The sequence below is a fragment of the Tunturiibacter empetritectus genome (assembly GCF_013410875.1).
Lineage (GTDB): Bacteria > Acidobacteriota > Terriglobia > Terriglobales > Acidobacteriaceae > Edaphobacter > Edaphobacter empetritectus.
In genome coordinates this window covers 2602411-2620326 of sequence record NZ_JACCCU010000001.1, presented here as the reverse complement: position 1 = coordinate 2620326, position 17916 = coordinate 2602411, and the positions used below count along the sequence as shown (strand labels likewise).

Here is a 17916-nt window from a genome sequence, read left to right as displayed (position 1 = left end):
ATGTGGAAGCCTATCCGCTCCGAACGATTTGGAGTCGTGAATCTCAATCGGCAGTACAGCGCTTCTAAGGAGCCGTCGTCCTTGACTTGGCTTAAAACCTATGTTGATTCTGACCGGGATCAGACGAAGAAAGTATCGTTGGGCTGGATCGGCCAGGTGTGGGTTTTTGCGAATGGGTCTTTGATAAACTCCGAGAAAAATTTCTATGATCCGGAATCCGAGCGGCAACGTCCTGATGGCCGACTCTCCTTGGAAAATAGCTCAATTCAAATTCCACTGCATCGCGGTCGCAACGAAATCACGATCGCTCTGTATAGCTCGATCCACGACGACGACAAACACTCTCGAACGCTCTACGGATGGGGCTTGGCTATGCGATGGGACGACATGCAGGGTCTCGCACTCCAGAGGCAGCCAGATAATCATTAGTGGCAAGCATGATGAGGAGCGGCGAGGTAGCCTTGCGTGTGAGGTGAAAGCATATGTCGGGTTGGCTAAGAAGCTGCGAGAGCGAGTCATAAGTAAGCGACGGAGGCACACCAGAACCGATTTAGGATTAGCCGGCGTATCCGCGATGGCCTAGACCAATCAAGTTGATTTGAGGGAAGGCATTTACTCCCCGACGCCCCGGATTAGGACACGACGTACATCATTCAGTCTGTAAGCAGCGCCTGGGTGCGGGAGCGGACTCGATGGGTATGACGACTACAAGCTGCAGAGTTATCAAAATGAAGTAGCGGCTTATTTCGCCTGCAACGGCCGTCTCTGGTCTGTGAGTAGAATTGGAGCCCAGAGGGATCGATCTGAGCCATCTGCCCTCCAATACTGAGCCGCCGCCGGTTCGTAAGTGCGTGGGTACCCAAGGCCATTCAGAAGGGTAAAGTCCATCGAATCCTTTCAATGAGCAAAAACGCCACAGGCGACGACTCCTCACCATCCAAAAGCCCTTGTCGGTGGTTTGCATCCTTCTGGTCTGATCATCAATTGTCCAGTGATTGCGCACCCCGAACTGCCGGCTCGTTGAGTTCCATAGCGGATATCCCGCAGTTGACGACTGCTATTCAGGCTGCGGGGTAGTCCTACTCTTCGTGTCATCGTTACGTCCTATATAACTATCGCCGGTCGTTAGGTGTGTCCCTATTTCCCCAAAAACGAAAGGAAAGCTCATGCCAGAGAGGCCTGAATTGATCGCTCCGCAACTTTCCATTGAATACGCCGTCCGACATCGATTCCAAATCGATATCTGAGATCGCCTCTGCTATGAATGCTTTCGGACACACTCGGCAAGATCGTCAGTCATCGCAAAGATCTGGTCCGTGTGATCGTCCAGCAAAAGATGGTAGTCGCGGAAATGAGGCCGCTCATGCCAATGAAAGCACTTCTCGCTGATGCCTTCGCGCTCTATGTGAAGACGAAGAACAGATCGGTGGAAATACCGTAAGATCAATCGGACAAATCGCTCGTCTACAAAGGGTCGCCGACAATGATGTTGACTTCGTCACCCCAGCCGACATGTTGAGCGAGCTTCATGAAGAAGAGAAAGCATTGGTCTTGCGAATGCGCGCTGTCCACACGCTCTGTGAGGAAGCGGGTGATATAGCTTCAGCCGGCCTTCTCGAGAACTGGATCGACCAGGTCCAACGGCGTGGGTGGTTTCTATTCGAAGCGACTCGCAGTGCGTAGCAATTCTCATAGGAACTGCACTGGCAGTTGTTTTGCTGGGTGCAGTTCCCGTGCTAATAGGTCGCGATTGCGTTATCCACACAAACGAAGAACCTGTAGAAAAATATAGGGGCAAGCCCATGTTCTATAAGGTGCCGGACGTCTCTGAAGACGCCGATCATAGATATTGTTGGTCCTCAACCGCCTGCATGAAGGATCAAACAGGCATTGAACAGGAGTCTTCCATGATCAATACAAGGCTGTTGAGGACCGTCACTCGTCTCCGTCTGGTAGGACTTGCGCTAGGTGTGCTTACAGTCCTGGCGGTCGTGACTACCACCACCGGAGGCTTGGCTAAGAATCAAGTACTCGCATCTCAATCGGAATCGACGATATCTATTCATTCTGCAGTCTTCGAAGAGGACGGAAGTCTTCACCTTCCTGACGGTTATAGACAATGGGAACACGTAGGAGCTCGAATCAAGCCTGATGGGCGCAGTGTTCTTGACGGCTCCCAGATCACGACCCCGCAAGTTATGGACACATACATCACCCCCGCCGCGTTCGATTCTTTCAAAAGGACCGGAGCCTGGCCGGACGGCACGCAGATCGTGAAAGAGATCAGCCTTATCAAGACTGGAAAGGACTGCGATAAGAGCACTTTTGTCTGTTTTACATCGTTTGGATCGGGCATCTTCCAAGCCAGCTATATCGGACTGGGAATGATGGTGAAAGACAGCAAACGCTTTCCATCTGCGCCAGGCAACTGGGGCTACTTTGCCTTTCGATCAAACGGCTCGATGTATCAAGCGGCTGCCACGATCCGGCCTCAGCAGCAATGCGCGTCTTGCCATATGAAGCTTGCCTCGAGTACAGACTACGTTTTTTCGAGCACGCACATCGGGCTATTGCCGTCCAACGCGCAATAACGACATTGGGACTTGATTAGTGCGTTTGCGAATACGACACTCTCAATCCTGGAGGTCATCGTGACGTCTCGAGTTCATACCGAGTTTTGCGCATCTCCCTCTGTATAACCAAGGAGGTCTCCGTGTTGAAGCGCCTGCTTGTATTGGTCTTCATAATTACGGTCAATGTGGGAACCGCATTCAGCCAAGCTGATGCTGGCGTTCTTTCTGGCATAGTGACGGATACAACGGGTGCGGCAATTGCCGAGGCGACGGTGACGGCCGTCAATGCCGGCACGAACGCTGCTCGCACCGTGAAGACGGCTCCCAATGGCACCTACCAGATGGAAAATCTCACTGCCTCCGTGTATGAGGTGTCTGTAACAGCAGATGGATTCGCGGTACTGAAAGCCGAGGTTGAAGTAACGGTGGGTGGCCATGCACCCCTCGATGCAAAACTTTCAGCCGTGGGTGTCACTCAGACAGTTGAGGTGGAGTCGCTGGGTGGATCTCAGGTAAATACGGATTCACTAGAAATCTCAGAGATCATCAGCCCGCAGCAGGTAAGCGAATTGCCGAGCCTGACTCGGAATGTGTACGACTTTGTCGCGATCTCCGGCAATATCTCAAACGGCGATGCGGCGCAGGGCCATGCGGAGAATTCAGCCAATCTCGGTGTCGGCTATTCGATTAATGGACAACGTTCGAGTGGCACCGAGATACTGCTGGACGGGATTGAGAACACGGAGTTGTTTGGTGATGTCGTAGGCATCCAGGTCCCGATCGACTCGATCGCCGAGGTACGCATGACGACAAGCAATTTTGAGCCTCAGTATGGTCGCGCGTCTGGCGGAGTTGTGAATGTAGTGACCACAAGCGGCACCAATAGGTTTCACGGTACGCTGACAGAATTCAACCGTCTCGCAGCGTATACGGCCAACAGTGTGACCGGTGATCTGAGTGGGCAACCTAAAGGTGGATATACGCGAAACCAATTCGGCTTTTTTGCGAGCGGGCCTGTTGTGAAGGACAAGCTGTTCGTCGCTGCGGGCACAGAGTGCTTACGCGTTCGAAGCGATGCAAACGTCCAAGCATATATTCTGACGCCGCAGGTGCAGAGCTACCTGGCACCGACAGTGCAGTCGTTTTTGACACAGTATGGCCAAACGTTCGCCTTTGCGAACACGCTAACAAACGCACAGGCTGGCGCTGCGTCAAATCCGAGCAATTCCAATCCTTCACCATTGTTTCCTGGCGTCCCATCATCAACTCCTGCGCTAAGCTTAGTGAATTACAACGTCCCTCAGGATGCAGGCGGGGGAGTCCCAGAAAGCTCGTATAACGTCACTTTGCGCGGGGATTACAACTTCTCGAATAAGACAGCGTGGTTCGGGCGCTATATCACGTATCGCCAGTCGCAGCCTCCAGGAACAACGGCCTATACCCCATACTCAAACTATGATGTGGGTGCAACTCAGAGAGACTACTCCGCTCTGGCCGGTGTCACACACACCTTCTCGGCGTCGCTTGTAACGAACGGGCGCGTGGCGTTCAGTAGGATAAACCTGAATAACAACTCAAAGCCCATTGCTGTGACGACGCCAGATCTGTTTCTGGGTGCGAGCGCAAATATCGGTGGTGTAAATGTAGCGTTTCCTGGCACGGGCTTCAGCCTGCCGTATGGCGGACCGCAGAATGCGATTCAGTGGAATCAGGATGTGAACTGGATCAAGAAGGCGCATTCGCTCCAGTTCGGCTCGCAGGTACTCTATATCCAGGAGAATAGGTCTTTTGGTGCGTATGCGCAGGCGACGGAGCAACTGGCCGGCTCTGTCACCGGTGACACAACCGGATATCCAGGACTGTTTTCAGGCGTATTAGGAACGTTCTCCACTGCAATTAATCCGGAAGGAGCTTATCCGGGACAAATGATTACGACGCCCGCAACGCAGCCGAACTTTGCGCGCAGTGACCGATTTCATGATTGGGCTGTGTACGGGCAAGATGGCTGGCGTGCGACTTCGAAGCTGACAGTGAACTACGGCGTGCGATACGAGTATTTCGGCGTGCAACACAACAACAAGCAGAATCTTGACTCGAACTTCTATTGGGGGTTGGGTGCGGGACTGCTACAACAGATAAGAGACGGCACGGTCTACATGGCTCCGCAGAGTCCGATCCACGAATTATGGAAGCCCAGCTATGGCACGGTGAGTCCGCGGGTTGGGTTCGCCTTCGATCTTTTGGCTAATGGCAGAACCTCGGTCCGTGGCGGTTACGGAGTTAGTTATGAGAGAAACTTCGGCAATGTGACGTACAACGTCATCCAGAATCCGCCCAACTATGGCGTGATTGTTCAGAACAAGGTTCAGGTGACTTCAACGAACCTGGGAGCGTTAGGAAATTCGATAGGTCCTGTGACACTCCCGAGCACGAGTCTCCGAAACGTCTCGCAGAATATTAGAACGCCACAGACCCAATTCTGGAGTCTTGCTGTCGAGCAGCAAGTTGCTCAAAACACGATAGTCGCCGTGGAGTACCTGGGAGCACGTGGTACCCACTTATACGACATCAAGAACATCAATGGCCTCGGCTCAGGAAATTATCTACTGGGTGATCCCGACGCCGGCGCAAATTATGCTGGACTTACTCGACTGAATGCGACGTACTCGAACATCAATAACCGTGGCTCGAGCGGCGATTCTTACTATGAAGCGACAAACCTCCGGTTCAAGACCGTGGACCTGCATCGGACGGGCTTAGGGATGACTGCAAACTACACATGGGGTCACCAGATCGACGATTTGAGTTCGACCCTCTCGGAGACCTATGCAAATGGCAACGGATTTAACCTTGGATATACCAATCCATTCGACCCGGGGTATGACCGCGGTACCGGCGATCTGGATGTGCGGCAACGTTTCGTAATTGCGCCGATCTACGAGACGCCGTGGCTCAAGAGTGATCGCAGATTGGCGGGGCAGGTGCTGGCTAGCTGGGAGATAACGGGCATCTACACGGCACGGACCGGCTCATCTTTCACATATTACGACTCGACGAACAATGACGGCACATTTTTCAATGTTGCGCGCTATGTTCCTTCGACCCCTATTTCTCGTTGGAAGTATACGTAGTCAAAGGGACAAGTAAATGTAGGTACCAATCAGTACTACCTCACACCAAGCCTGCCAACAGGTGAACGAAGCGTGAATCAGGCATTGGGCGGCTACTCAAACTGGATCTTTCCAACTTACGCGCCAGAGCGGAACTCATTCGTTGGGCCTGGAGCGTGGAACCTCGACCTGGCCGTAAGCAAGAGATTCTATATTTGGAAAGAAGCCAGCATTGAGTTGCGAGCAGAAGGCTTCGATCTGCTGAACCACCACAATCTCTATGTTCAACAGGGGCTAGCGAATGCAGCCAGCTACTATCCTTCTAATCCAGAAATACTGGCTTCGAAGGGTGGAGTTAACGGCGCGACCAGCGAAGAGCGGCGGTTTGGACAGCTGGCTGCGAAGATCGATTTCTAACGCTATCTTGACTGCCCGAAACCGAATACACAACTACACAACAGACGAGAAATGCTTTACACCTGCATACACGGGAGAGTGTTCCCTAACAGTTTTTGCAGGTTGAAGTACAAAATTGCGTTTGACCGAAAGGCTAAATCGGAGAACTCCGCCAGGAAGAGGCAACATCGCTCTGCTATTGATTGCCTCTTCGGTTACATCTTTGAAGTCAGGTGTGTGATAGGCGGAAGATTCTTTTAGCACTGTCGATTTGTCGCCATTGATTCCGATCAATGACGAAGAGAATCGTGCATGTATCTGAGATTTCTTCAGAAAAGTGGTTGATAAGTTAGCAAGACGAAGTTTTCTCATATGGCTCCGATCAGACTTCTGCTAGTGGGTTTTGTGCTTCTTCTGCCTGGCATTCCACGTTGTCTTGGCGCCGTCGACGCGTTTACGGTGTCGTTGCGTTCATGCGTGCCTGATGCTGCGAAGCAGGTACCATGCGTAGATGTTTCTGTGGTACTTGATGGGGCCCCATGTAGCGCAAGGACAATCCCTACTGCGGATGCCGCTGGTCGTGGAAACGTGGAGACGGATGCGACGACCTTATAGGAGTTGTCTGCAAGCGATACAAAGGGCGTTTTGCCGCTGACATTCCATGACGATGCTGAAAGCGCGAAGACTGTTTATCGTCACTGGCAAGCGACACGAGCCACGGCAAGGGTAAGTCGTCGTTCATTATCATGCTCCCATCTCCACGGCGCTTGCACCGCGCGGAGCAGCACCGCCGCTGGAGTTGCGTTCGGACCATGCATCGTTTTCCGGCCAGGAAAAGACGTTCCTCATGCTGCAGGAGGATGATCGACCATGTCTTTTGTCGGTTCTCGGGACTTAAACGGATTAGGGCAGATGCTATTGGCGTCACGAGTATGGGGCCTGGCGATGTGCCGTCACCAAGACGCCTTCAGAGGGATTGGGGGCAAGCTTTTTCATGGGCGGCGATGTGCATTTGTATCCGGCAGTGCCTGCACCAACCGGCTTCTTTGAGGCGTGGTATGGCAACCCTCCGTTCAATCTTCGACCTGTGATGGAATCTGAGAAGAATCTCTATCGGTTCTACGAGTCGTTCTTCAAGCGGCTCAACACTGTGCCCTACGGTGTCTTCATACGCGAAAACCTGGTAAATGCCGGCGGTGGCGTCAGTCTCGGAAGCACGTCGTTCGTGAGCACTTTTGAACCCACGACCGATTGGGGTCAACTGAAGATCACACTTGCGCATGAGATGCTGCATACCTTTGTCGGTCAGTTGGATTCCGGAGGCACGGACGGGTCATGGTATTCCGAGGGATCGTCAGTTTACTACGCGCGTCTGCGGGCCGGACAGGTTACTTCGTCAGAGTTTCTTGCCGACTTGAACAGCACTGCGGGACGCTATTACACCGACGTCATGATCCACACCCCGAACAGCGAGATAGCGCCGAACTTCTAGGCGGATACACGCCTTCGCGTGCCGCCGTATGACCGCGGGTCAATGTACTTTGCGGTTCTCGATGGCGAGTTGCGTGCCGCTTCGAACGGGAAGCAGTCGCTCGACGATCTTCTGCTCGCAATGGTCGATCGCCGCCGACACAGTCTGCTAGCTGATCAGGCTGCGTGGGTCGAACTGCTTCGGTCGCACCTTGGAGAAAAGGGGAAGGCGGAGTTCGAGGCTATGCTGGATGGGGCTGTAGTGCTGCCCCGCCCACAGGACTTTGGCCCTTGCTTTACGAGAATCACCGAACCGATGCGGCGGTATCAGCTGGATTTCGAGCCCAGGGTGCTCGTCGAACCTAAGCGCGTGGTGCGTGGGTTGATTCCGGGTTCGGCAGCGGAGGTTGCGGGCGGGCGGAATGGCGATGAGATTACCCAGCCTGTGCCACAGGATCAGATACAAGCCCAGCAGGATGGTGTTCTGACGCTAAAGCTGTGCGGGACGGGAGTTCACTGGAGATTAGGTATGTGCCACGCGGCGAGACGGTGGAAGCATATCAATGGGTCAGCCAGCGATGCGCTGATGAGGCTAATGGAAAAGAGTGAGTTTCCAGCCGAGCCAGACCACCGAACTTACTCTTGTGTGAAAGAAATAAGCCTCCTTTGGCTCGGCTATTAGACACCATCCCCGCACTCACAAACGCAGTCGGCGTCTGACACTCTTCTGCAATTCATTGGGCTCGCCGTGGAGGCCGAGCGCCTAGGCAAGGACGGACCCACTTCCGTATTCACAAGTCGCGCGGCAATTGGCGTCCCCGTTTGCTTGCGGCAGTCGGAACTCCAATTTCGAGCTTCTGATTCTTGAGGTGCGAGGCTTCGTCTTTAGATGGCGTAACTAAGAAAAGAGAAATCGGAGCGATCCTTTGGCTGTTGACGGGCAATAGACTCGTATGCATTCAAGCCTGGAACACTGACCGGACTGTCTACCACCTCTGGAATACCGGAACTCAGCTGGCGATTTTGTGGGGTAGTCACCTCCTCTTTTCTACAGGTTCGGAATCCCCGTCATTTGCAAAAATCATTCTATACGCAAGCGATCTCGTTCCTGCTGAATCACTCACGTTACCGCGATGATTGCTTCTTCGCACGTAAACCAACTCTCGAGAGTTGCCCGAACAACTCCACATCTACAGTTTGGGTTCCTCTAAAGGAATCAAATGAAGATGACCAAGCTTGTATTAGGGACGGTTCTGGTGGCTGTGGTAGAAGCACCTGCTGTCCTTGCGGCTCAGAGCACGGCATCGAGCGGCATTACTGGAGACAGTACCAGAACGAGCCAGATGGAACCGCATGCGATGCCGCCTGTCTTGAAAATGTCACCGGGCTTGATGCAGGAGTTGGACACAGTGGAGGCGGCGCTGGCGTATGTCCCAGCAGATCCGCTTTTGAAGGGCGATCTCTTCGGATTCATCACACGACCGAGCGATAAAGGTGTGAGTTGGCTGGAGAAGGCCGCACGCTTGCGGCTGGGTGCTACATACACCATCATCAACCAATATGCGACGGATACCCCACTTGGCGTGCGGCACAACCAGGCGAGTGGACGGCTCGATTTCAACGGAAACCTGGCGGTGTATGACCGCGAGAGTACGAGCGCGTCGATTGGACTGCTGATACGTTCCGGCACGAATATTGAAATCAGTCAGCAGTTCAATTTGAGCGACAAAATGGGTTCCGGAGTATTCTTGAACTCGCTGCAGGGCGGGGGAGAGCAGCGGCCAATCACACTTAACATTTTCTACTTGAGACAGGATTTTCTTCGTAAGCGACTTTCGATCTACGTTGGCAAGGTACATCCAAATCAACACATCGGGCTGAGTCTGTATAACGGCGATGAGACGACGCAGTTCCTAAATGGTGTGGATAGCGGAAACCTCACAGTCCCTTATCTTGGTGCGTTTGCAGGTGGTGCGGCGGTGGAGTATCAGTTCACTTCGCACCTTTACCTGCATAGTGTGGCTGTGGATACAGTGGGGGGAGCACAAGATGGCATTGCGACGTTAGTAGATAAGAAATATTTCGAAGCTACTGAGTTGGGCTGGTTCAAAGGTAAGCCTGGAAGTGGCTTTCAAAGCCTGCGTCTCGCTTTTTGGCATGACGATACGAAAGATCTTGGGAGCGGTCATGGGGTTGCTTTTGGTTTCGACCGCGAATACCGCAACGGCTTGACACCTTTTGGACGAGTTGGCTTTGCAACAGACACGGGAGGACTGATTAAGGGAGCAGGCTCGCTTGGTATTACAAATATAAAACCATTCGGACGGCGCGGAGATATGTTCGGCGCTGCGATGAATTACATGGAGCCAAACCACACCGGCAGACACCACGAGAGTCTTTTTGAGACCTTCTATCGACTTCGACTTACAAACAGCATTGAAATGGGGCCTGACCTCCAGGTGTCGATCCATCCGACGTATTCGGTGAAGCCTTACACGAGCGTTCTGCCCAGCGCAAGGATGCGGTTTATTTTTTGAGTTCCCGCTCCGCGCTGACACTGACACATTCGAAATATTGGTATGCTTTACCACGATATCGTGTGGCAACTTCAAATCTACGCCTCGTCTGAAAAGTTCAATACAACGATGACCTGTTCGGTATCATCGGCACGCACGTAGGCGTAGACATTGGCGTACTGTTCCGATATATCTCTTTACGCGCCGAAGATAAGCACCTTCTTTAATTTTTGAACTCGGAGCAACTGCCGGTAATAAGACAATACCGAATCTTTGTTGGTACTTTCAGCATGCACATAGACCCTGAAGTGGTTGGGGTTCAGGACGATCCACGCAAAGCACTATTCCGATCATTATTGGTCGGAGACGAGAGACCGATCCTCTTGATCCTCTTTCTGGTAGGCCACGCTGATTAGGCTCAGATCATCCCAGGCTGCAACAAATCGGATGACCCAAACCAGACCTTTGCGGCGTGCTCTTGAATGCCAGCGGATTGGGGATCTAGCAACTGACCGGCAATCTCTGCCAGTACACGAAGGCTAACAGGATCGTTTGGCATGGCAAGAAGTGTTGTTTCAATCTCCTTACGGGCTTCGCGAAGATGCCCTTGAAGCAAAAGCGCTTCACCAAGACTTCGGCGCGGCGGCCAAGGCCAGATCGGTGGATCGCGATAGCCATCGTTCTCTTCCGCAAAGCTTGCTGCCGCAGTGTACTCTTTCACTGCACTCACATAGTCTTTCTGGACTATTGCAGCTTGACCGTTTAGCGTTTCACGGGCGACCGTCAGCATAGCGACAATCTTCGGATCAGTATGCTCAAACGAGCCGGTCTTATGTACGTCTTCAATCAGTGCAGCCTCGTGACCCGCGGCGATACCGTCGTTGCGACGAATCATCGCCTCTCCACGTGCGAAGTGATAAAACCCATTTGCCAGAGAGGTACCAGGAGCTTTCAGGTTCAGAACATCCTCTACAGGAAGAAATCGACCGAAGGCAAGATAGGACTCCGCGAAGGCCAAGCTCTGAGGCGGAGAGGATCGCTGCATTTCATCTGCGAAGCTTAATGCCAAATTCTTATCGCCACTGATGAGTGACGATACAAGTCCGAACAGGAGGTTGTGTAGGTGCATTGGGATGGACGCCATTCCCCCGGGGGGCTGCATTTTTTCCACGTAGCCTATATCCGCCAAGACTGCGGCCATGTTGGCTTGCGCCGCAGCTTCGTACTCGCCCGTGCGGTAGTCGATGTGACTCGACATATGGAGCATATGCCCCGATGCTGGGGCGAGCGACGCAAGTCGATTCGCATACTGCAGAGACGCGGCAGGCCGATCTTGCCATTCCGTCAAGTGCAGATAGAAGTGGATCGCGGGTGTATATGTGGGATTGCGATGCAGCACGGTTTCAAGATGCGCCTGCGCCTTCACTAAATGTGGGTCTTTCGCAGACGCGGAGCCTGGGACACCGTTCTCCGCTGCAATCATCTCTGCATTTGCGGCGCTCACCTGAAGGAAGTCATCTATGGGAAAAATATCCGCCAAAGCATCAGCAGCTTTTGCCCCTGCTTCGCCATCGACAGTCCATGATCTGTCGCGCATCACATATCGTTGCTGTTCTGCAGTAATGATTGCATTGGCCTTTGGAGATAGGCTGATGGCGAGCGCCTGAGCATGCGATAGAGCTTCGACTGCTCTCGCCGCTTCACTTGAAGCAATTGTGTAATTGATGGTCGGAGCAAGTGCCGACGCTTCTCCCCAATAGCACATAGCGCAACCCGGATCTAAGTGTTCGGCAAGCATAAAGGCGCGAATCGCCTCTTCTTGAGAAAAAGAGTTATCGAGGCGTATCCCGTTTTCGAATGCGATGCGCGCAGCGAAAGAAGCCCTTTCCACTTCGACACCTCCATCACCCAAGTTTAGGATTGGGGTTGTCAGATGTGTATCATTCGGGGGATTCTCTGGGAGAATCTTAGGCCCCACCATCACATGCTGAGCCCCCGCAGATATACACAAACCCGCTAATATCCAGGCTATCGACGCTCGTCGAAAAAACATTCTACTTCCTCGTATTCTTGTCCGTATGGTTAGGCTATTTCTGCAGCTTGGACATTGCCGACAAGCGAATGAGATTATCAATCGATGTTGGCTAAGTGGCCTTTAGCCTGGGCTGCCGGCTGCGTTGCGGAGTTTCGACGCATAGTTGATGCCCATCGCCCGTGCGAAAAATAAGTTCGATGCATTGGTTCAAGATGTAAATAGACTGATTGGCCGCTTGAATCCAGGCAGCAACATATCGCAATGTGACGTTCACCTTGCGATATGTAAAGTCCACCGCTACTACGCTCTGAACAAATACGTGATCGCTTGATTCGAACTTCGAGGGTGCATCAGTGTTTATACACAGGACGATGGTTTTCCCGCACCTCAAATTTACTGAGAGCAGTAGCTTCGGAAGGCGTTTGTGCGAGAACAACGGCGGGCGCACAGAGCGTCAGCAACAGCAGGGTCGATTTACTGTCCATTTTAATGACCTTTCTTCGTGTTCAGCCATTCTCTTTATATCGAGAATGACAGAGTTGACTGCAATCAACGAGTCATATTGATCGTTCACATCACCGCTCTACCTGTTTGCATACACTTGGTCAGTGCCGTGCCGGGCATTCTTAAGAAGCCTCTTGCCGTAGAGATGCGAGCGTACCGCTTCGGTACCTTGATGCTCTCTGAATCGCGATTTTAGAGAGCCATCCCGTGCAACAGCAGTGGCCCTGTATCTTTCTCTAGGTGAGCATCACATTGGAGTCTGGCGTGGGAAAATTGAAGTAATGTCGATTTCGTTCGCAGTTTTCCGTTGCACGCTATTTTTATGTTTGACACTAGGCAGCGCGAACATAAGCCAGGCTGGAGAGATAACAGGTCCACCAAATCAACCACTTTCGCCTGAGCTGAAGTGGAGAATAGAAGTTATTTTTCGTTCTCATGCAGAATTGCCTCCCGAGTCCACGGTAGAGGTTGGTCCACGAGTGGCAAGTCTGGTGCCCGGCTATGATCAAGTTGAGGTTTCCTACATCGCCAATGGCATCCATTCAAAGCCCGTCGATTTGCTCCTTTCAAAAGACGGCACAAAGATGGCTCAGTTCCGTGAATTGGAGGTGCCATCCACCGCGCTTACGTCGCTCGCTGATGAAACGCGCCCAAGACGAGGTGGCCCTTCGACGGCACCTGTGCGAATCGTCATTTTCGATGATTTGGAGTGCCCGTTTTGCGCACGACTTAATCAGACACTTTTTCCTGCTCTCCTTGACCGATACGGAGAGCAAGTCCATGTCGTGTATCGAGACATGCCTTCCGAAGGCCATCCATGGGCAGTCAGAGCAGCAGTTGATACGAATTGCCTAGCGAAGTACAACTCGACTGCATATTGGGAAGCAGTCGACCAGATCCATAAAGTATCGAGTGAACTAGGCGGCCAGGAGCGAACCTTAGCTAAGGCCAACGAAGGCATTGATGCGATCGTTTTAAGAATTGCGGAGCGCAGTCATCTCGACGTGACCGCGGTCAACGCTTGCGTCTCAAAGCAAGACGCTGGTTCTATCAAACAATCACAGCTGGAAGCGGAAGATTTGGGAGTCATAAGGACTCCAACGCTATTCATCAATGGAGCGAAAATAGAAGGTGCAGTGCCAGTAACGTTTCTTTTTCAAATAATCGACGATGCCCTTCGTTCGCAGGGTATACGACCCCCTGTCGTCGCTATCAAAAAGTGATTCTTTGGTGTGGGCTAGATGTCTTTGGCTTCCAAATCAAGACTGTCGAACCTGCGCCATTTGTAAATCCGATAGAAGCGATCCAACTCACAGCGAACAAGACGATGCACTAGCCAAAAGTGCCAAAGTTTCCCATTGAGTTCCGTCACGAATCTCCAGAAGACACCCGTGAGTTGGAACTCTCCCGCCAGCAACCAAGAGCTTCCATCCCTCCAACCGCAAAGGCAAACCACAACAGATATGAGAACGTATCATGAGGTTATAATAAAGCTTTCGAATTAGCTTCACGAAAGCCCAGCCATATGCTCCCAGCATCTGAACTATCTGCAAGAATTTGCTTCATGCGTGCCTCCGTTTGTCGTTTTGCATTAAGCTGGCAATAATTGAAGCAAAATGATCCTGGTGCCCCCTGATTGCATGTAGGCGATCTCGCCTACAAAGCTCAGAATGCTTCGTGATCAATACCTTCATGACAGAACTATTCCAGCAGTTGACACGCATCACCCTAACTAAGCCACTTGTCTTGAACTTACTCGTGTGCACGTCGGCGAGACCATCGAATCTTGAGTTGTGAGTCTGTAGGTTTTTACAGTGGAAGCTTCAGAGACGACGACACTGAGTACATATCCAGTCAGAGTCGAGTTGTTCCAGCCGGGCGTTATCAACTCTTGATATGCGTAGGCAAGGCGCAAGAAGAGGACGAATATCATGGGCCATTAATAAGCCGACACACAGCCTGCAACTCTTAGCTTCTCCAAGTAATGATGTACATCCGAAATGACCACCGACCCCTCACCTACGGCGGAGGCAACGCGTTTCACAGACCCGGCTCTGACATCGCCGATCGCGAAGATCCCTGGTCTACTCGTAGCGAAACGCGACTGCATTTTCCATTCAGCTCGGCCTGTCTCAATAAAGCCATTATGATCGAGGTCAAGATGCTCCTTGAGCCAGCTCGTATTAGGATGTGCACCGATCATGACAAAAATATTAGCGACCTTGAAGACACTTCTTCCTCCCGACGAACGGTCTCGCACTTGAACAGAGTGCAGTTGGTCGCCACCCAGGATGGCATCGATTTCGGAATGGAGATGCAGTTTGATCTTGGGGGAACACACAATACGCTGTACTAGATAGTCCGACATCGTTGCTTCAAGTGTCATTCCACGCACGACTAGGTGCGTGCAACCTGCGTCCTTAGACAGATGCAGTGCAGCTTGCCCAGCTGAGTTGCCACCGCCGACCACGACTAAATCTTGGCCAATACAGCGGGTCGTTTCGATTGGCGTCGCAGCGTAGTGGATGTTGGTCAGCTCATACCGTTCATAACCAGGAACCAGTAGCTTGCGATATCGAGCTCCTGTCGCAATCACGACGGTACGGGAGGTCACCATGCGACCATCCGAAAGACAGAGCCTATGCAGCTTGGGAGAACTGCTTAGGCCAACCACATTTCGGGCGACCTCAAGACGCGCTCCGAAACGCTGTGCCTGAATCTCAGCACGAGAAGCAAGTTCCTGTCCCGTTATGCCAGTTGGGAAACCGAGATAGTTTTCGATCCTGGAACTTGTGCCTGCCTGCCCCCCGGGAGCAGTGCCTTCCAGCACAACGGTCGTGAGCCCTTCTGAAGCGGCGTAGACTGCGGCCGCTAAGCCCGCTGGCCCAGCTCCCACAATGGCAACATCGAAGATCTCTTCGGCCTCAAATACGTTGCTTATTCCCAGTTCGTCCGCTAACACTGTGTTGCTTGGATTCCTCAGGACACGCTGGTCGGGCAGGAAAACCACCGGCATCTCCGATGGGTCGAGGTTAAGCCCATTGAGCAGCAACTGGGCAGTAGGATTCGACTCGGCCTCGATGAGCTTGTTGGGGTAGCCATTGCGAACCAAAAACTGGCGCATCCGCATAGTCTCTGCATCGTGACTGTGTCCAATCACAATGACGCCTCCATGGGAACGCTGCATGAGACTCGCACGGCGTTCGATCCATGCACGGACGATTACGTCTGCAATGTCCAACTCCGAGCGCATTAAATTATGCAGTGAGTGTGCATCGATGCGGAGAATTCTGCTTCCCCTCGCGGTTCGACCACTCAACAGCCCATCCCGTCCGCTAAGCAGATCCAATTCGCCGCTGAATTGGCCCTTTGTTAAGGTCGCCAATGGCACAACGGGGTGTCCTGGCTTATCTTCAAAGAGATCAATCCGACCCTCGATGACCACAAACATATCGCCACTTCTAGACCTTCTCTCGAATAGTGTCAGACTTGAGTCAAATGTCTGAGTCTCGCCATAGGCGTTAAGACGCTGAATCATCTCCTGAGAGAGCATCGGCGCCGCGGTTCCCTGCGTAGCGCTTCCGATGTATTTGAAGCTGACATCTTGAATAGCTTGAGGTGGTGTTCTTCGATTCTTTGCCATCATCGTGTCCTCTCGTGTCGTCGGCGGACTTAGGTCTCGTAATTCTTTTAATGTAACGTGCCCATCGAAATTGAATTGCCAGTGCAGGACATTCTGGACTGGCTGCAGCTTTAAGCATCGATAGCGTCTTACACGCCCTGAGAATTCGAAGCACTGGCTCTACTCTCTAGAGTGTCTGAAGATCCCTTCTCTGGAATGCCTTGACCAGGTGCTCGAAAGGACATGAACTGAACGCTATCTTTGGAAAAGAAAAGGTCGAGAAACCAGTTCAAAGCAACATGAATTCGTTTCCCCCATCGTGGGAGTTTGGTGAGATATACAGTTCTCCAGAGGAACCATGCCGTAAAACCGGAAAACCTGTAACCTAGAATTTGGGCTACTCCGCTCCGTCTCCCAATCGAAGCCATTTGGCCGATTGTGTTAAAACTTAGCTCTCTTGTGGTTTGACCATGTAAGGAAGCCGCCAAGTTTTCTGCAAGAACTCTTGCCTGTCGCAATGCATGCTGGGCTGTCGGTGGATAGTATCTTCCATTGCTATCTGGTATTCGTGCGCAGTCGCCCAAGGCCCACACATTTGGATGGCCTTCTACCAGCATCGTTCTGGTCGTCAACACCCTTGCATCCTCTGATTCGGTTCTGAGTTGGGCAAGTTGAGCTGGCGCAGTATTTCCCCCCGTCCAGACGACGAACTTGGTGGCGATTACTCTCCCGTCATCGAGGGTGACGTCATTCGGAGTGGAGGCGATCAGTTTCCTGTTTAGAAGGACTTCGATGCCACGTGCGACCAGCTTGTCCCCGGTGAAGTTGCCAAGTTCAGGTCCGAGTTCAGGAAGAAGATGCGATCCGCCATGGATGAGCATTACCCGGAGCATCGAAGGAGACAGATTTGGATAGGTCTGCACGGCTGATTCCATAAAGTCGTAAATCCCGGAAACCGTCTCTACTCCAGCGAATCCACCCCCCGCAACAACCATTGTGAGCGTCGCATCCCGCGTAATCTCCGAACAGTCTGGATCGGCCTCTTCCAAGTGTGCGATCATTCGATTCCGCAGTGTGATGGCATCTTCCAGCGTTTTCATGGTCATTGCATTCTGTTCCAAGCCGGTGATTCCACGAAAGTGTGAAACGGAGCCTAACGCAAGCACTACATGGTCATAGCCGAGAATGTGAATATGCCGGTCGACTCCATGTGCAATCGTGACGGTCTGTTCAATCAGGTTGATCGAGTTCACGTCTGCAGCAATAAATTCGGTGCGACGGACCATCTTTCGAATGGGATTCACGATGGTCGTAATATCCAGGTCGCTAGCGGCGACCTCATGCAACAGGGGCGTGAATAGCAAAAAGTTGTCTCTGCTCACGAGGCGAATCTCCGCCTCTCTTGTCTCTAGGAGTCGCTCGAGAACCCGAGCTACCTCCACGCCTGCGAAGCCTCCGCCAAGGATAAGGATTCTAGTTTTGCGCGACACGTTTCGCTCCTGTCTTAGTAGGCTTCGGCTGCACAGTTGCTACCGCGGCGACTCATGTCCCCGAACCAATGTGACCTACTGCAGTAACGGACGATGCTATAGCAAATGCTACACGTTTCGGAACATAGCGCTTTCTCCTCTCACTACAGTTGAAGAAAGTACGAACCAAATCAGCTATGGTCATTGTGCCGATTCTGGCG

At 52.3% G+C, this 17916-nt stretch carries 13 protein-coding genes; 9 read left to right on the top strand and 4 right to left on the bottom strand.

Translation table 11 applies throughout. From position 1 onward, the window contains the following. Nucleotides 1-81: 81 nt before the first annotated feature. The 8 genes from HDF08_RS11025 to HDF08_RS10990 all read left to right on the top strand — a co-directional run bounded on the left by HDF08_RS11025 (nt 82) and on the right by HDF08_RS10990 (nt 10086). Entirely contained in the window at nt 82-429 is a 348-nt protein-coding gene (locus tag HDF08_RS11025; RefSeq protein ID WP_179638511.1) for a hypothetical protein, read from the top strand. A 993-nt stretch (nt 430-1422) separates the two neighbouring features. Further along, nucleotides 1423-1683 carry a ferritin-like domain-containing protein gene (locus HDF08_RS21680; protein ID WP_179638943.1) on the top strand — a complete coding sequence of 87 codons (261 nt, stop codon included), beginning with the start codon at nt 1423-1425 and terminating at the stop codon, nt 1681-1683. A gap of 119 nt (nt 1684-1802) precedes the next feature. Beyond that, nucleotides 1803-2591: a cytochrome P460 family protein gene (locus HDF08_RS11015; RefSeq protein ID WP_179638510.1), complete on the top strand. Its 789-nt coding sequence runs from the start codon at nt 1803-1805 to the stop codon at nt 2589-2591. Between the two features lie 125 nt (nt 2592-2716). After that, nucleotides 2717-5704 (top strand): TonB-dependent receptor, encoded by a 2988-nt coding sequence (locus HDF08_RS11010; protein WP_179638509.1) that lies wholly within the window; start codon nt 2717-2719, stop codon nt 5702-5704. A 72-nt stretch (nt 5705-5776) separates the two neighbouring features. Then, nucleotides 5777-6100, top strand: a complete 324-nt coding sequence (locus HDF08_RS11005) for an outer membrane beta-barrel protein (protein ID WP_179638508.1) — start codon at nt 5777-5779, stop codon at nt 6098-6100. Between the two features lie 973 nt (nt 6101-7073). Beyond that, entirely contained in the window at nt 7074-7571 is a 498-nt protein-coding gene (locus HDF08_RS11000) for a hypothetical protein (protein ID WP_218884550.1), read from the top strand. 42 nt (nt 7572-7613) lie between these two features. Continuing rightward, the gene (locus HDF08_RS10995) at nt 7614-8231 is read left to right on the top strand and encodes a M61 metallopeptidase family protein (RefSeq protein WP_179638506.1); all 618 of its coding nucleotides are present in this window, start codon (nt 7614-7616) and stop codon (nt 8229-8231) included. A gap of 538 nt (nt 8232-8769) precedes the next feature. Continuing rightward, nucleotides 8770-10086 (top strand): carbohydrate porin, encoded by a 1317-nt coding sequence (locus HDF08_RS10990; protein WP_179638505.1) that lies wholly within the window; start codon nt 8770-8772, stop codon nt 10084-10086. Between the two features lie 77 nt (nt 10087-10163). On the opposite strand, the gene HDF08_RS22345 is transcribed toward HDF08_RS10990, so the two are convergent. After that, nucleotides 10164-10256 carry a cyclomaltodextrinase C-terminal domain-containing protein gene (locus HDF08_RS22345; RefSeq protein ID WP_179638942.1) on the bottom strand — a complete coding sequence of 31 codons (93 nt, stop codon included), beginning with the start codon at nt 10254-10256 and terminating at the stop codon, nt 10164-10166. A gap of 227 nt (nt 10257-10483) precedes the next feature. After that, complete coding sequence (locus HDF08_RS10980) at nt 10484-11956, bottom strand: tetratricopeptide repeat protein (protein ID WP_179638504.1); 1473 nt, start codon at nt 11954-11956, stop codon at nt 10484-10486. Between the two features lie 929 nt (nt 11957-12885). Here HDF08_RS10980 and HDF08_RS10975 point away from each other — a divergent pair. After that, nucleotides 12886-13827: a DsbA family protein gene (locus HDF08_RS10975; protein WP_179638503.1), complete on the top strand. Its 942-nt coding sequence runs from the start codon at nt 12886-12888 to the stop codon at nt 13825-13827. Nucleotides 13828-14543: 716 nt separating this feature from the next. On the opposite strand, the gene HDF08_RS10970 is transcribed toward HDF08_RS10975, so the two are convergent. Both HDF08_RS10970 and HDF08_RS10965 read right to left on the bottom strand, forming a co-directional pair. Continuing rightward, nucleotides 14544-16250, bottom strand: a complete 1707-nt coding sequence (locus tag HDF08_RS10970) for an FAD-dependent oxidoreductase (RefSeq protein WP_179638501.1) — start codon at nt 16248-16250, stop codon at nt 14544-14546. Nucleotides 16251-16375: 125 nt separating this feature from the next. Then, entirely contained in the window at nt 16376-17716 is a 1341-nt protein-coding gene (locus HDF08_RS10965; RefSeq protein WP_179638499.1) for an NAD(P)/FAD-dependent oxidoreductase, read from the bottom strand. Nucleotides 17717-17916 lie beyond the last annotated feature (200 nt).

Excerpts from the sequence above, each read along its gene's own strand:
- HDF08_RS11015 (WP_179638510.1), top strand. The coding sequence starts at position 1,803 with ATGTTCTATAAGGTGCCGGACGTCTCTGAAGACGCCGATCATAGATAT.
- HDF08_RS11000 (WP_218884550.1), top strand. The coding sequence starts at position 7,074 with ATGGGCGGCGATGTGCATTTGTATCCGGCAGTGCCTGCACCAACCGGC.
- HDF08_RS10995 (WP_179638506.1), top strand. The coding sequence starts at position 7,614 with ATGTACTTTGCGGTTCTCGATGGCGAGTTGCGTGCCGCTTCGAACGGG.
- HDF08_RS10990 (WP_179638505.1), top strand. The coding sequence starts at position 8,770 with ATGAAGATGACCAAGCTTGTATTAGGGACGGTTCTGGTGGCTGTGGTA.
- HDF08_RS10975 (WP_179638503.1), top strand. The coding sequence starts at position 12,886 with ATGTCGATTTCGTTCGCAGTTTTCCGTTGCACGCTATTTTTATGTTTG.
- HDF08_RS10970 (WP_179638501.1), bottom strand. The coding sequence starts at position 16,250 with ATGATGGCAAAGAATCGAAGAACACCACCTCAAGCTATTCAAGATGTC.